Genomic DNA, 14,091 nt, shown 5'->3' on the forward strand with positions numbered 1-14,091 from the left:
TCCCCGAGAGACGAAGAGCCACGAGTCGGAGTCGGCCGGCTCCCGGGAGTCGTCGGTCGATCGACCGACGCGCGCTTATCCGAGTTGGTACGGCTCGTCGTCGTCGCGGTCGCCGTCGAGTTCCTCGAGGAACACGACCTCCTCGCCGTCGTCGGCCTCCTCGAGTCTGTCCTGCAGGTACGTGACGAACGCCTTGTACTCGTCCAGTTGCTCGCGGAGGTGCTCGGCCTCCAACTCCAGCCGCTCGTGTTCGCGCACGAAGCTCTTGGGCACCTCGACGGTCGGCGGGAACGACTCGCCGTCGGCGTCGGTCTCCTCGACGCGGTTCTCCGGGACGACCTCCACCTGCCCGTCGTGGGCGACGAGAGTGTCGACGTAGTCGCGGAACACCGCCGACAGCGAGAGGTCGCGCTCGTCGGCGATCTCGCGCAGCGCCTCGAAGGCGTCCTCGTTGACGCGGAACGAGACCGTCTTGTTCTTGCTCCCCATTGCCGAATGCTCGTTCGCGTCGCCACTTAACGGTTCGTCAGACGCTCACACGCCGCTCTCCGGTTAAGCGCGAAAAACGAAGGAACCGGCTACCGGCTTACGCGGGCGCTTCGTCCTCGAGTTCGTCGGCGTCGTCGAGCGACTGCAGCGCCGCGACGGCGGCGTCGCGGTACTCCTCGACGGGCAGGTCGTACTGCTCGCGGGCCATCCGCGCGTACTCGTTGCCCTCGTCGTCGAACGCCTCGATCCGGTCGAGCGTCCGCGCAGCCGTCTCGGCGACCCAGCGGTCGCGCGTGGCGGCGTCGACGGTCGTGATCGACTCGGGACGCACGGAGACGTTCACGTTGCCGTCGTCCGTCTCGTAGGTGCGGGGCTTGCCGACGACGGCGACGTACGCGGGTGGCTCCAGTTCCCGGAGAGCGCTGGCGGCCTCGGGCTGGTACTGCCCGGCGTAGGTGAAGAACGTCCCCGTTGGGTCGACGATGCGCCCGCGCCAGTACTCGCTGTCCTCGCCGACGTCCTCCTTCTCGGTGAGAGTTCCGACGATGAACACGCGGTTGGCGCGCTCGCCCGTCGGGAGCAGCAGGTACAGCGGCGCCCGCTCGTCGTCGGACTCCTTGAACGTGTAGCTGGCGTCGTTGTACTCGGCCGCGAAGACGCGGCGTGCGACCTCTCGGGATGGAACGGATTGGCTCATTACAGGGACCTCGCGCGGATCAGCAGCGACTCGGCATCGACGGTGTCGTCGGTGCCGGACAGTTCCTCGAAGTCGTCGGCGAGCACGTACCGGCCCAGCGTCGGGCCGCGCACGCGGTAGTAGCGGCCGACGATGCGGTCGGACATCTCCTCGCCCACGACGGTCGTGTCCAGGGCGTCCTGGGCCATCTCCTTGGCCTCGTCGAGGCCGATACCGGTCAACTCGGCGGTCGCCTCCTCGTTGAAGATGACCTCCTGGACGGCGTCGCCGTCGTCCAGCACCGCCTTGATGCGGAGGTCGAACTCGCCGTCGGCCTGGCCGTGTTCGCTGCAGCGCCCGTTCTGGAGCACGCGCGTGCAGTCGTCCTCGGGACAGCGCTTGATGAGGCCCGAGCCGGACTGGATGTCCACCAGCGCGCCCTCGACCTCGTCGCTGTCGTCGCCGACCTCGATCTCCTCGTCGAGTTCGGTGATCGTGGTCGTCCGGTTGAGTTTCACCGAGTAGTTGCCCTGATACTCGTCGGTGACGACGTTCGAGAGCGCGTAGCTTTTGCCCTCCTCGAGTTCCTCCAGTTCGCTCGTGGAGAAGGAGACGAACTTGATCGTGCCGGACTCGTCGCCGAGCAGGCCCACCTGCGCGATGGAGTCGTGGTTGGGGTCCCACAGGTCGGCCACCGTCACGCGAAGGTCGACCCACTGCTCGTCCTGGTCGATATCGCCGACGAGCGCCTGTTCTGCGCCGCCGGAGCCGATCTCGTCTCGCTCCAGCCCCGCCTCGTCGAGGTAGGAGTTGACGACGCTCCGGCGTGCCTCGTCGACGGGGACGCTGTACTCGTTCACCAGCGAGGCGAGGCGCTCCTCGATCTCCCCGACGGTGAGGTCCAAGTGGTCTGAAAACTGCTCGTGTATCTCTTCCGCGTGGGTTTGCAGGTCTGCCATGGTTTTCCTGCCTCCGGGTATGTGTTCAGTGGGAGGCGTACGGTGGTTGGTTCGGGATCCTATTTAGTATTCCGTGACCGGGGTGAAAGTGGAGATCGGGGACAGCGTGGAGCCGCCGCCGCGACTGTTCGCGCGTGGGCAACGGACTGATAGTCGGGGCGCTCCCACGGGTGGACATGGGACTGGGCGACAGGCTCCGGCGCGTCCTCCAACAGCAGGCGCGCAAGGCCGGCCGCGAGTACGCGCGCAGCAAGCGCGCCTACCAGGAGGGCCGCGAGTGGGGTGAGAACCACGCCGGCGACTTCGACCTCCCGACGGACGGGGAGGACCGCGCTCGCATCGTCTGTCGCCGCCACGCCGAGAAGCGCCACGTCGCCGTGAACGCCGACGGAGAGCCGGCGTGTTTCGAGTCGGACCACCCGGACTGTGAGGGGTGCGCCGAGGACGTGCGGGAGGGGCGTGTGCAGACGTGGTAGGCGAGGCCGAGTGAGCGAAGCGAACGAGGCCTCGACGAACGGCGGCGCGCTTGCGGGCGCGCCGCCCACGGAATGAGCGCGGTCGAGCGGAGCGAGACCGCGGATGCGAACGGCGAACGGAGTGAGCCGTGAGCGAGGCGGGATGGACGACAGCGTAGGATCGGCTCGGTCCCCACCGTCCTTATCAGCACCCCCACCCACACGACGACAATGGATCGACCCGTCGTCGCCGTGATCCTCGCCGGCGGTACCGGCTCCCGGCTGTACCCCGCCTCCAGGAGCGACCGACCGAAGCAGTTCCTCGCGCTGGGTGACGCAGACGACGACCGGAGCCTCCTCGCCAGAACCGCCGCCCGCACGGGCTTCGCGGACGCGACGCTGGTCGCCACCCGCCCGGAATTCGCCGACGAAGTGCCCGAACACGCCCGGGACGCCGAGGTCGTCGTCGAGCCGGCGGGCAAGGACACCGGCCCCGCGATACTGTACGCGACTCACCGCGCACGCGAGGCCGTCGACGGCGACCCGGTCGTGGTCGTCCTCCCCGCGGACCACCACGTCCCCGACGGCGACGCCTTCGAGGCGACGATGGCGCGAGGGGCCCGCGTCGCCGCCGATAGCGGCCGGTTGGTCGCCTTCGGCGTCGAGCCGACCCGGGCCGCCACGGGGTACGGCTACATCGAACCCGGCGAGGAACGCAGCAGCGACGGCACCGCAGCCGACTACCTCGACCTCGCCGCGTTCCACGAGAAGCCCGACGCCGACACCGCCGCGGAGTACGTCGCCTCGGGCTACTACTGGAACGCCGGCATCTTCGCGTGGACGCCCGCGGCGCTGTTCAGCGAGGCACGGGACACGCCGCTCGGGCCGCTCGTGGACGCGCTCGACGGCGACGACCCGGATCCGGAAGCCGGCTTCGCGGCGGTCGATCCCGTCAGCATCGATTACGCGGTGATGGAGCGGGCCGAGCGCGCGGCGGTCGTGCCGGCGGACTTCGCGTGGGACGACCTCGGGGCGTGGGACGCGCTCGACCGCGTGCTCGACGCGGACGCCGACGGGAACGTCGTCGCGGGCGGCGCCGAGGCGCTGGCGGTCGACGCCGGGGACAACGTCGTCGCCGCGGACGACGCGCACGTCTCGCTGGTCGGCGTGGAGGGACTGTGCGTCGTCGCCTACGACGACCGCGTGCTCGTCGTCCCGAAGGAGCAGGCCCAGCGCGTCCGCGACGCGGTCGATCGGCTGAAGGACGCGGGGCGGTTCTGAGCGCGGGCGCGACCCCGAGTCATCGGGACGGCAACGACGACCGCGACGGCAGCGACGACCGCGACGGCGACGACTTACGACCGCAGGCGACCGCCGTCGACGGGGAGGGCCGCGCCGTTGACGAACGACGCGCGCTCGGAGGAGAGGAACGCGACCACGTCGCCCAGCTCGCGCGGGTCGCCGATGCGGTCCAGCGGGATGTCGCTGGCCCAGTCGGCGACCCCCTCCTCGTAGCTGTCGTACTCGCCACGGTCGAGCGCGTCCTCGACGAGTTCCTCGATGCGGGCCGTCTCGTGTGCGCCCGGGAGCACCGCGTTCGCGCGCACGTCGGGCGCCCACTCCCGCGAGACGGTCTTCACGAGCCCGATCACCGTCCGGCGGACGGCGTTCGAAAGCACCAGTCCGTCGATGGCCTCCCGAACCGAAGTCGAGGTGATACACGTGACCGTTCCCGCGTCGCTGTCGGTGAGGTGCGGGCGCGCCTCCCGGAGCGTCCAGACGGCACTCATCACGAGCGTGTCGAAGGCGCCGCGCCACTGCTCGTCGGTCATCTCGTCGAAGGTGCCCGGCGGGACCCCGCCCGCGCTCGTGACGACGTGGTCGAGGCCGCCGAACTCGCCGACGGTCGCCTCCACCAGCGCGGCCACGTCGTCGCGGTCGGTCACGTCGGCCTCGACCGCGAGCACCTCGCCCGGTTCCTCCGCCAGCGCCGCCTCGGCCTCGTCGAGGCGATCGGGCGTTCGCCCGCAGATCACCACGTTCGCGCCTTCGGCCGCCAGCGACGCCGCCGAAGCGAAGCCGAGGCCGCTCGAACTGGCCGTCACCAGCGCCGTGTTTCCGTCGAGTCGTAGGTCCATACCCTCGATTTCGACCGTTGCATCAAAAAGCCGCCAGAGGCGGCAGGACGTGCGGTTACTCGGTGTTCGGCTGCTCCGAGCGTCGGACCCGGACGGTTCCACCGCCGGTGATACCGACGAGGATCGGCGCGACGACCTCTCGGCCCTGGACCGCGTCGCCGGCGTCGTCGCTCACGAGCTTCATCAGATCGGGCGCGGTGTGGTTGACCTTCACGTCGGCCTCGTCACAGGCGTCGTACACGCGGTCGGGCACGTCGTAGAGGTCGGTTCCCGCGGCGATCTCGATCCGGACGGGCGCCGACAGCGCCTCCGCGAACGCGACCGTCTCGCGTGCCTTCTCGACGTTGTCGCGGGCTGACGACTCGACGCTCGACACGTTCGCGCGCGACGTCCCCAGCAGGTCGGCGATGTCGGCCTGCCTGACGTTGCGCTCGCGCAGCGCGAGTACCTCCGCCTGCCGACGGGTGAGGACGCTGTGCTCGGCGTCGAAGCCGGCGCGGTCGAGCAGTTCGGCGACGTCGACCGCGTCGACGCTCCCCTCGGTAGTCATACGAAGGCCTCGAACCCCGGCACACAAAAAGGATAGCACGGACTGTCCAGCCGCGACCTTCCGGGGCGAGTCGACGCTACGATCCCCAGAAGTTGTCGCGCGATCCGAGCCGTTCGCCTCGCTTCGCTTCGGTCTCCTCGTCGATCTCTGCGTTCTCGTGCTCGCCGTCGGCGGCGTCTTCGCCGTCCTCCGGCTCGTCCGGAAGCCGCTCGACGACGCGATTCGCCTTCGCGTGGTTCTGCTTCACTCGGTCGATGCGGACGACCGCCCGCGCGGGGGGGAGCAGCCCGTCGACCATGACGATGAAGCCGTCGTCGGTGCGCCCGACGCCCGCCCCGCTCTCGTGGATGTCGTCGACCTCGACGACGACCTCCTCGCCGGGTTTTACCGGCTGCTGCTTCAGATCCGAGATCGGCATGTTGTAGTCGTTGCACCACTCGGCGCCGCCGCGGTCGCCGTAGTGCTGACAGCCCATGCCCTGGATCCGTTCGGAGAACCGGGGGCAGTCATCCGCAAGTGGACAGTCCGCCATGCGGGAGAATACCTCCGGCATCGTCTAAACGCTTCCGTCTGAACGAGTCGACCGCACGCGAGGACCGGCGAGCGGACGGCGATCCGGCGGAGAAACGGCGACGAGGAGCTTTTGCTCGCTCCGCCCGTACCGCGACCGTGAACCGCCGCGCTCCAGAGCTCGCGCTGTTGACCGGGGTGCTCCTCGCCGCCCCCATCGGCGCGTTCGCGCTGTGGGCGACGGGCGACCTGTCCCGGTCGCTGCTCACCGGAGTGGGTCTCCTGTACCCGTTCGCGGTGTACGCGATCTATCACGACGACGACCCGACGGGCGTGCTGCCGCCGCGGGCCGTGGCGGTCGCCGGCACGATAGCCGGTGCCGTACTCGTCGCCGACGCGGCAGCGACCGTCGGAGTCGCCGACGCGACGCTGCGCGGCACCTTCCTCGGGCTGCTCGTCGCCGCGCCGGCGTGGACGTATGCAGTCATGTACACACCGGCCCGTGCGCTCCCCCCCGGCCGAGTGCTCTTGCTCGCCGGCGCCGTCAGCGGTGCGGCGCTGCTGCTGGCCGGGTTCTACGTCGAGACGCCGTTCGGCGCGGCGGCGGCGCTGGTGCTGTGGATCACGGGCGCGATCGCCGCCCGAGCCGCCGGGTTCACCGCGACGCCGACCGCCCGACTCGGCGCCGTCGCCGGCGGCGTCGTCCTCGGCGTCGCCGTCCTGTTCGCCGCGCTGTTCGCCGGTTCGGTGTCCCCCGCGGCGGTCCTTTCGGCGGTGGCACTGGCGCTCGCTCCGGCGGTGTACTACGGGCTCACGGTCGAAACGGCGTCGTTCGAGTGACGAACTGCTCGGCGTCGTTCGAGTGGTGCGCGCAGTCGCGTCGCTGTCGACGGGAACTGACAGGCGGCCCCGCTCACGGCATACCGGTTGCCCGGCGTGAGCGCATCGGGGGCACTGGCCGCGTGATCGGATATGAACGTTCGGCTGGCCTCGCTGCGCCGCGGTTCGATTAGAGAAATTCGGCGACCTCGGAGTACCACATGTCGTGGCGGTCGACGCGGTCGACACGGTCGGCGATGTCGACGGCGAGCGCGTGCCAGCAGCGCTCGCTCGGGTCGGAGGTGTCGAGGTTGTAGGTGGCGTCCCGGCAGTCACAGCCGCCGTCCTCGACGATGTGCTCGTCTCGATAGCCAACGACGACGGTGAAGTCCCGGTACCGTTTCACTCGGCCCTCCGCGACGGCTTCGATCGCCCGGCGACCGCGGTCGCCGTGGAGGGTGATTATCTCGGCGACGACGGGGGGACGAAGCTCGCCGGCGGCCGCCAGCGCCGCGCGCCAGTCGTCCGCCGCGAGGTCAGCGAGTTCGCCCGGGTCGAGATCGGTCGCGTCCGCTGCGGCGGGTTCCTCGTCGGCGGCAGGGTCCCCGCCGGTCGTGGCGGGTCCCTCGTCGGTGGCGGCGGCCTCGGGTGCCGCGTCCGGGTCGGCGTCGCCGTCGCCTCGGGTCACGTCGCGTCGGTTCGCGTGGCCGCGGCAAAACGCTTCGGACCCGGCAGAAGCGGGCGGGCGGAGTCGCCGTCGGCTCGGGGCTCGCGCCGATTCCACGCCAGTTAACCCCGCGGGCGGCGCACGTCCGCCAACGATGGAGGTCACGGAGGGCGGCGTCACCGTCGAGATCGAGGGTGCGCGCGACGGCGCGAGCGAGGGCCGCGCCGACGAGGTGTTCTACAACCCCGAGATGGAACTGAACCGCGACATCACCGTCGCCGTGTTGCGAGCCTACGCGGACCGCGAGTCGCGCGCGCAGACATACCTCGATGCGATGGCCGCCTCGGGCGTCCGCGCCACCCGTGCGGCCGCCGAGGGATGGGACGCGACCGCCGCCGACATGGACGACGACGCCGTCACACTCGCGAAGCGGAACCTCGCGCCCTACGGCGGGGAGGCAGTCCACCGCGACGCGAACGCGCTCCTGCACGAGGGCTTCTTCGACGTGGTCGATATCGACCCGTACGGCTCGCCGATGCCGTTCGTCGACGCCGCCGTCGCCGGCACGCGGAACCTCCTGTGTGTCACCGCGACCGACACCGCGCCGCTGTGCGGCGCCCACTTCGAGTCGGGTGTCCGCCGCTACGACACGGTCCCCCGAAACACCGAGTACCACCCCGAGATGGGGCTTCGCGTGCTGATCGGCGCGCTGGTTCGCCGGGCCGCCAGCCGGGACAAAGCCGCGGTCCCGATCTGCTCGCACGTCTCCCGGCACTACGCGCGAACCTATCTCGAGTTGGAGGCCAACGCGACCGACGCGACGGCGACCCTCGGCTCGCTGGGGTTCGTCCACCACTGCGAGGACTGCCTCGAACGCGATCACGAGTTCGGCCGACTACCGGACGTACCCGACGAGTGTCCGCACTGCGGGTCGAACAGGATCCTCACCGCGGGGCCGATCTGGCTGGGACCGATCGCCGACGCCGAGTTCACCGAGCGGGTCGACGCCGAGGTGACCGACGACATGGGCGAGGCGAAGCGCGCGCGGAAGCTGCTCCCGACGGTCGCCGGGGAGTTGGACACGCCGACGCACTACGACCAGCACCGCCTGTGCAAGCAGTGGGGCCGTCCGGCGGTCGGCATGGACGAGTTCGTCGACGTCCTTCGGGAGGCCGGCTTCGACGCCTCCCACGCCCACTACTCCGGGACGGCGTTCAAAAGCGACGCCACGGTCGCCGAGATGCGTGAGGCGACCGCCGACCTCGCGTGAGCCGCCGAGCGTCAGTTACCGCGCGTTAGTTACCGCACCTCAACCATCGCGTGCGGGCCACCACAACGCTGTCCGAGGGTCCGACGGCGATCATCGTGACCCTCACCGTCGCCCTCTTTGACTTCGGCCGCCAACGCGGCCGGTATGTCGAACGACGCTCGTGATCCCGGGCCGTCCGGCGACGGGGGATCACAGGCCGACGCCGACGGTCCGATAGCGGTCGCGGGCGCCGTCGTCCGTGCCCTCCGCGCCGCGGACGCCACGTTCGTGGCGGGGAGCCTCGCGTACTACAGCGGCGTCGCGACCCTTCCGGTCGCGGTGCTGATCGTCGCGTTCCTCACCCGGACCGGGGAAGGGGTCGTCGCCCCCGGAGCCGTCACCGCGGGGGGAGAGTTGCTGACGCCCCGAGGGCGAGCGTTCCTCCGGGCCTCGCTCGCCGACGTGTCGGAGCGACGTGGGATCGTCGTCGTCGCGGGAACGTTGGCGTGCTTCTCGGTCGTGCAGCTGTTTCGGGGGTTCGATCGCGCCTTCGCCGCCGTCTACGGGGTCGAGAAGCGGGGCATCCGTTCGCGCGTCCACGACACGGCGTTCGCGATCGGCGTCGGCGGGCTCGGCGTTCTCGCGGTGCTGCTCGCGGCGGGGACCCTGTCGCTGTACACCAACGAGTCGATAGCGCGCGGGGGCGTCCCCGTCGCGGTGTTGCTGCTGTCGACCGTGGCGCTGTTCCCGCTGTTCTACTCGCTGCCGGCGACGCCGGTGTCGCGCACGGAGGTGATCCCGGGGACGCTCGTCGCCGCGGTCGGATGGACGGTCACGGGAGCCGTGCTCGGCGCGTACGCCTCCGCCGGCAGCGACGTCGGGATCTACGGCGTCCTCGGGGGGCTCATCGTGCTCGTCGCGTGGTTATACGTGGCGAACCTGCTCGTGCTCGTCGGCGCAGCGACGAACGCCGTGTTGGCCGGGCACGTCTGAGTTGATCGGTGTGTCGTGCTACGATCCCGTCGAGTCGAGCGAGAACGGACCGCTGATCCGCCGATCCGCCGACCCTCCCGCCTGCGCAGTTCTCATCATGTCAACACGAACCGTGCGCTTTTCTCGCGGTCGCGTGAACACCGTGACGTGCAGGCTGAATCCGAATCGGCTGGGGCGACGGGAGCGCTCCGGCGGGCACTGTCGTTCGCCCGCGAGATCGCCACCCGGACGAGCGAGGAGAACGTCACGTTCCTGGCGGCGGGCGTGGCGTACTACGCGTTCGTCTCGCTGTTGCCGGCGGCGGTCCTAGCGTTGGTCATCGCGGTGACCATCGGGGGACAGCAGCTCGCGGCCGTGGTCGTCGACGCGAGCGCGAACGTCCTCACCGCCAGCGGGCAGGAACTACTCGTCACCGCGCTCGTCGACGGTCCCGGACAGGGGTCGGTGACGCTCATCAGTCTCCCGCTGACGCTGTGGGGGGCGTTGAAGGTGTTTCGCGGCCTCGACATCGCCTTCTCGCAGGTGTACGAGGTCGAGGGCGACGACGGGCTCGTGGACCAACTTCGCGACTCGCTGGTGGTCGCCGCGAGCGTCGGCGGGAGCCTCGGTGCGATGATCCTGCTCGGGGCGGTCGTCGCCGTCGTCGACGTCGTCGCTGTGACCGTCGTCGCGAACGCCCTCGCGCTGCCGGCGCTCCTCTCGGCCGCGTTTCTCCCGATGTACTACGTGTTCCCCGACACGGACGTGACCCTCCGCGACGTGCTCCCCGGCGCCGTCTTCGCGGGCGTCGGCTGGACCGTCCTCCGGGTGGCGTTTCAGGTGTACGTCGAGTTCGCCGGGGGGGGCGGTGGCGGCGAGGGAACCGTATACGGCGTGCTCGGCGCCGTGCTGCTGTTCGTGACGTTCCTCTACTTCGGCGCGACACTCGTGCTCGTCGGCGCCGTCGTCAACGTCGTACTCGGTGCCGACAGCCGGGGGAGCCGGGGCAGTGGCGGTGACGACCCGGCCGTGTCGACGAGAGAGACCGGCAGGATAAAGGGACAGACACGCGTGCGGAGTGACGAATGAGCGGCGAGACCTCGAGCGCCGAAACGGAAGTCGACGGCGAGGAGGACGACGGCCGTCCGGCGCCGGACATCGGGGAGTTGGACGAGCGCGTCGCCGAGCTCCGCGCGGACCTCGACGCGATCGACGACCGGACCGTAGAGAAGCCGGCGCTGGAGGCCGAGCTGAAGCGGTACGTCCGCCGGCGGATGCGCCGCGGCCACGCTCGCGGGTGGGGACCGTACCTCGTGTTGCTGTACGGCACCGTGATGACGCTCGGCGCGTTCTACTTCCTGGAGGGGTGGGTCGCGATCGCCGCGATGCTCGTGTTGTTCCTCTCGACGCTCGGGCTGTACACGCTGTTCGTCCTCGTCGGCGTCGGGCTGAACCTCGTGGAGGTGCCCGGACGCGCGGTCGACGCCGTCCGGGACCGGCGGTGAGGTGGGCGGATGTTCCGCACTATCACCGCCGGCGCGGCCGCGCTACCCGACTGGCTGGTCGTGATCGCTGCTCTCCTCACGCAGCTGGGCGACGCGTGGTTCCTCTATCTCGGCCTTGCGCTTCTGTACTGGCTCGCCGACGATCGGCTGGCCGCCAACCCCCGACGCGTCGGCGCGACCGTCGTCGCCGTCGGCCTCGGCGCGCTCGCGGTGACCGTCGGCTTCAAGAGCTTGTTCGCGTTCCCGCGGCCGCCGGGCGCCGGGGAGGCGACCGTCCCACTGTGGCTCCCTGAACTGCTCCACGGCGTCTACGTCAACACCGCCACCGGCGACGGGTTCGGCTTCCCCTCCGGCCACGCGATCGGCGCGACGATGGTGTACGGCGCGCTCGCGACGTTCCTCGACGTGGGAACACGGCGAACCCGTCGCCGCGTCGCCGCGGTCCTGATCGGCGTCATCGCGCTCACGCGGGTCGCGCTCGGCGTCCACTACCTCGCCGACGTCGTCGTCGGCATCGCCGTCGGACTCGCGGGGCTGTGGCTGTTCCACCGAGTCGCCCGGAAGGGATTCCGGCCGAACCCGGACCGGGCGTTCTTCCTGTCGGCCGTACTCGGCGTGGCGGCGCTGATCCTCGCCGCGGCTGGCGGCCACGGCGGCGAGGTCCTCGAGGCGGGGATCGTCGTCGGCGGCGGGCTCGGCGGATACGCCGTCTGGCGGGTTCGCGGTACGGACCCGACGACCGTCGGTGTCGTCGGTACGATCGTGGGAGTGGCGGTTATCGCCGTCGTGTTCGGCTCGGCGTACGCCGTCGCCTCGATCGGGCTCCCGTACGTGTTCGGGGTCGTCCCCGACACTACCCCGTTCCGTCTGCTGGCGGCCGTTCCCCTGTCGTTCGCGGGCGTCGCGCTCGTGATCGCGTGGCCGACGATCGTTGCCCGGGTTCGGGCGTCACGAGCCGACAACGGGGACGCGGAGTCCGTCGATGACCTCATCACCGAGGCCGAACCCGACGGAGTCGGACCGGACCGGTCCGAGTAAGCGGCCGCAAGCGTCGATCAGCAGAGAAAAAACGAGCGACCGATGACCGACCGGCGAAGCCTCAGAACGTCTCGAGGTAGCGATCGAGCTCCCACTGGGAGACGTCGACGCGGAACTCGTCGTACTCGGCCGACTTCGCCTCGATGAACTTCTCGGTGACGTGCTCGCCGAGCGCGTCCTGCACGACCTCGTCCTCCTCGAGCTCGGCGACGGCCTCGCCGAGGTTCGACGGGAGCGTGGTGATGCCGTACTCCTCGCGCTTCTGCTCGTCGAACTCGTAGATGTTCTCGCGGACGGGGTCGTCGCACTCCAGTTCGTCCTCGATGCCGTCGAGGCCTGCGTGGATGAGCGCCGCGAACGCGAGGTACGGGTTACACGAGGGGTCGGGGAAGCGCGCCTCGATGCGGGAGGCGGCCGGCACGCGCGCGGCCGGCTTGCGGATGAGCGCCGAGCGGTTGCGGTCGGACCACGCGACGTAGACGGGCGCCTCGTAGCCGGGGACGAGCCGCTTGTAGCTGTTCACCGTCGGGTTCGTAACGGCCGCAATCGCGGGCGCGTGCTCCAGAATACCGGCGGTGAACTGCTTGGCCGTCTCCGAGAGGTCGAACTCGTCGTCGCCGTCGTGGAAGGCGTTCTCGCCGTCCTCGGTGAACAGTGAGATGTGGGTGTGCATCCCCGAGCCGTTGATCTTCGGGATCGGCTTGGGCATGAACGTCGCGTGGAGGTCGTGCTGGGCGGCGATGGCGCGCACGACGGTGCGGAAGGTGCCGACGTTGTCGGCGGTGGTGAGGGCGTCGTCGTACTCGAAGTTGATCTCGTGTTGGCCCTCGGCGACCTCGTGGTGGGACGCCTCGATCTCGAAGCCCATGTCCTCGAGGCCGTAGATGATGTCGCGGCGCACGTCGCTCGCGAGGTCCTTCGGCGCGAGGTCGAAGTAGCCGCCGGCGTCGTTGGTCTTCGTCGTCGCGCGACCGTCCTCGTCCTCCTCGAACAGGAAGAACTCCGGCTCGGGGGCGGCGTTGACTTCGTACCCCATCTCCTCGGCGCGCTTCAGCGCGTCCTTCAGGACGCGACGGGGGTCGCCCTCGAACGGCTCGCCCGTCGAGGTGTTGATCACGTCGCAGATGAGGCGGGCGGCGCCGCCGCCGTTGCCGCCGTCGCGGGTCCGCCACGGGAGCACCGCGAACGTCTCGGGGTCGGGCTTGAGACGCATGTCCGACTCCTGGATCCGTACGAAGCCGTCGATCGAGGACCCGTCGAAGTAGATGCCCTCGGTGAACGCCTTCTCGACCTGCGTCGCCGGAACGGAGACGTTCTTCACCGTCCCCAGGATGTCCGTGAACTGGAGGCGGAGGAAGTCGATCCCTTTCTCGTCGATCTCGTCGATGACGTCCTGTTCGACGGCGCTGAGCCCGCCGTCCGGCTTGGTGTTTCCGTCCGTCATGTTGTGACGTTTGCCTTCATACACTCCCGGTATATAGGAGTTGACGGTCAGTGCAATTTCCCCTTCCGCTCGCTCGTAGTGGACATCCGTCAAATTCTAAAGGGAGGCACCCGTCGACGAGTGTAATGACGTACGAAAATCTCGATGCCAAGCTCGTCAACGCCCTCTTAGGAAACGGTCGCGCCAGTCTCCGCTCGCTGGGTGAGGATCTCGACGTGTCGGTGACGACCGTCTCGAACCACCTCCGCGATCTCGAAGACGAGGGCGTGATCGAGGGGTACACCCCGCGGGTGAACTACGACCGGCTCGGCTACGACGTGACGGCGATCGTCCAGCTGAAAGTGGAGGGGAGCGCGCTGCCGGACATCGTCGACCGCCTGCGCGATCAAAAACAGATGGTCTCCGTCTACGAGGTGACCGGCGACTACGACGTTATCGCGATCGGCAAGTTCCACGACACCGACGAGATGAACGAGGGGATCAAGGGCCTGCTCGCCGACCAGGACATCCGCGAGACGAACACCTCGGTCGTGCTCAACAGCGTCGTCGAGAACGCGCAGTTCGACCTCGACGTCAGGGAGTGAGCCGTCGCTCGCGGCGGGCCGCGGACGCAAACAGGT

The 14,091-nt window shown here is 69.7% G+C and carries 15 protein-coding genes and 1 pseudogene; 8 read left to right on the forward strand and 8 right to left on the reverse strand.

What is annotated here, in order from left to right:
• Positions 1-75: 75 nt before the first annotated feature.
• The 3 genes from ABJD39_RS06485 to ABJD39_RS06495 form a co-directional block, all read right to left on the reverse strand.
• Positions 76-489, reverse strand: coding sequence for a ribbon-helix-helix protein, CopG family (locus ABJD39_RS06485; RefSeq protein WP_222917277.1), 414 nt, complete (start codon positions 487-489; stop codon positions 76-78).
• Positions 490-586: 97 nt separating this feature from the next.
• Positions 587-1,186, reverse strand: coding sequence for an RPA family protein (locus tag ABJD39_RS06490; protein ID WP_348613228.1), 600 nt, complete (start codon positions 1,184-1,186; stop codon positions 587-589).
• Positions 1,186-2,124: a replication factor A gene (locus ABJD39_RS06495; protein ID WP_348613230.1), complete on the reverse strand. Its 939-nt coding sequence runs from the start codon at positions 2,122-2,124 to the stop codon at positions 1,186-1,188. Before ABJD39_RS06495 ends, ABJD39_RS06490 begins: the two co-directional genes overlap by 1 nt.
• 182 nt (positions 2,125-2,306) lie before the next feature.
• Here ABJD39_RS06495 and ABJD39_RS06500 point away from each other — a divergent pair, with 182 nt between their 5' ends.
• Together ABJD39_RS06500 and ABJD39_RS06505 are read left to right on the forward strand one after the other, a co-directional pair.
• Positions 2,307-2,600 carry a DUF7091 family protein gene (locus ABJD39_RS06500; RefSeq protein WP_348613719.1) on the forward strand — a complete coding sequence of 98 codons (294 nt, stop codon included), beginning with the start codon at positions 2,307-2,309 and terminating at the stop codon, positions 2,598-2,600.
• Between the two features lie 210 nt (positions 2,601-2,810).
• Positions 2,811-3,860: a mannose-1-phosphate guanylyltransferase gene (locus ABJD39_RS06505; protein ID WP_348613232.1), complete on the forward strand. Its 1,050-nt coding sequence runs from the start codon at positions 2,811-2,813 to the stop codon at positions 3,858-3,860.
• 74 nt (positions 3,861-3,934) lie between these two features.
• On the opposite strand, the gene ABJD39_RS06510 is transcribed toward ABJD39_RS06505, so the two are convergent.
• From ABJD39_RS06510 to ABJD39_RS06520, 3 genes are all read right to left on the reverse strand, one after another.
• Positions 3,935-4,717 carry an SDR family oxidoreductase gene (locus ABJD39_RS06510; protein ID WP_348613234.1) on the reverse strand — a complete coding sequence of 261 codons (783 nt, stop codon included), beginning with the start codon at positions 4,715-4,717 and terminating at the stop codon, positions 3,935-3,937.
• Between the two features lie 55 nt (positions 4,718-4,772).
• The gene (locus tag ABJD39_RS06515; protein WP_348613236.1) at positions 4,773-5,267 is read right to left on the reverse strand and encodes a Tfx family DNA-binding protein; all 495 of its coding nucleotides are present in this window, start codon (positions 5,265-5,267) and stop codon (positions 4,773-4,775) included.
• A 76-nt stretch (positions 5,268-5,343) separates the two neighbouring features.
• Complete coding sequence (locus ABJD39_RS06520) at positions 5,344-5,799, reverse strand: TRAM domain-containing protein (protein ID WP_348613238.1); 456 nt, start codon at positions 5,797-5,799, stop codon at positions 5,344-5,346.
• A 137-nt stretch (positions 5,800-5,936) separates the two neighbouring features.
• Between ABJD39_RS06520 and ABJD39_RS06525 the strand changes: the two genes are divergently transcribed.
• Positions 5,937-6,617: a hypothetical protein gene (locus ABJD39_RS06525; RefSeq protein WP_348613240.1), complete on the forward strand. Its 681-nt coding sequence runs from the start codon at positions 5,937-5,939 to the stop codon at positions 6,615-6,617.
• Between the two features lie 169 nt (positions 6,618-6,786).
• Here the strand turns inward: ABJD39_RS06525 and ABJD39_RS06530 are convergent, their stop codons facing one another.
• Complete coding sequence (locus tag ABJD39_RS06530; RefSeq protein ID WP_348613720.1) at positions 6,787-7,104, reverse strand: hypothetical protein; 318 nt, start codon at positions 7,102-7,104, stop codon at positions 6,787-6,789.
• A 313-nt stretch (positions 7,105-7,417) separates the two neighbouring features.
• Here ABJD39_RS06530 and ABJD39_RS06535 point away from each other — a divergent pair, with 313 nt between their 5' ends.
• From ABJD39_RS06535 to ABJD39_RS06555, 4 genes and pseudogenes are all read left to right on the forward strand, one after another.
• Positions 7,418-8,533 carry a tRNA (guanine(26)-N(2))-dimethyltransferase gene (locus ABJD39_RS06535; protein ID WP_348613241.1) on the forward strand — a complete coding sequence of 372 codons (1,116 nt, stop codon included), beginning with the start codon at positions 7,418-7,420 and terminating at the stop codon, positions 8,531-8,533.
• 144 nt (positions 8,534-8,677) lie between these two features.
• A complete protein-coding gene (locus ABJD39_RS06540; protein WP_348613243.1) occupies positions 8,678-9,505 on the forward strand; it encodes a YihY/virulence factor BrkB family protein in 828 nt (275 codons plus the stop codon).
• A gap of 147 nt (positions 9,506-9,652) precedes the next feature.
• Positions 9,653-10,989 (forward strand): annotated as a pseudogene (locus tag ABJD39_RS06545) (YihY/virulence factor BrkB family protein).
• Between the two features lie 9 nt (positions 10,990-10,998).
• A complete protein-coding gene (locus tag ABJD39_RS06555) occupies positions 10,999-12,027 on the forward strand; it encodes a phosphatase PAP2 family protein (RefSeq protein WP_348613249.1) in 1,029 nt (342 codons plus the stop codon).
• Between the two features lie 61 nt (positions 12,028-12,088).
• Here the strand turns inward: ABJD39_RS06555 and glnA are convergent, their stop codons facing one another.
• Positions 12,089-13,471 (reverse strand): type I glutamate--ammonia ligase, encoded by a 1,383-nt coding sequence (glnA, locus tag ABJD39_RS06560; RefSeq protein WP_348613251.1) that lies wholly within the window; start codon positions 13,469-13,471, stop codon positions 12,089-12,091.
• Between the two features lie 125 nt (positions 13,472-13,596).
• Between glnA and lrp the strand changes: the two genes are divergently transcribed.
• Positions 13,597-14,055 (forward strand): HTH-type transcriptional regulator Lrp, encoded by a 459-nt coding sequence (gene lrp, locus ABJD39_RS06565; protein WP_348613253.1) that lies wholly within the window; start codon positions 13,597-13,599, stop codon positions 14,053-14,055.
• Positions 14,056-14,091: the final 36 nt, after the last annotated feature.

The organism is Halobaculum rarum (genome assembly GCF_040025155.1).
Classification (GTDB): Archaea; Halobacteriota; Halobacteria; order Halobacteriales; family Haloferacaceae; genus Halobaculum; species Halobaculum rarum.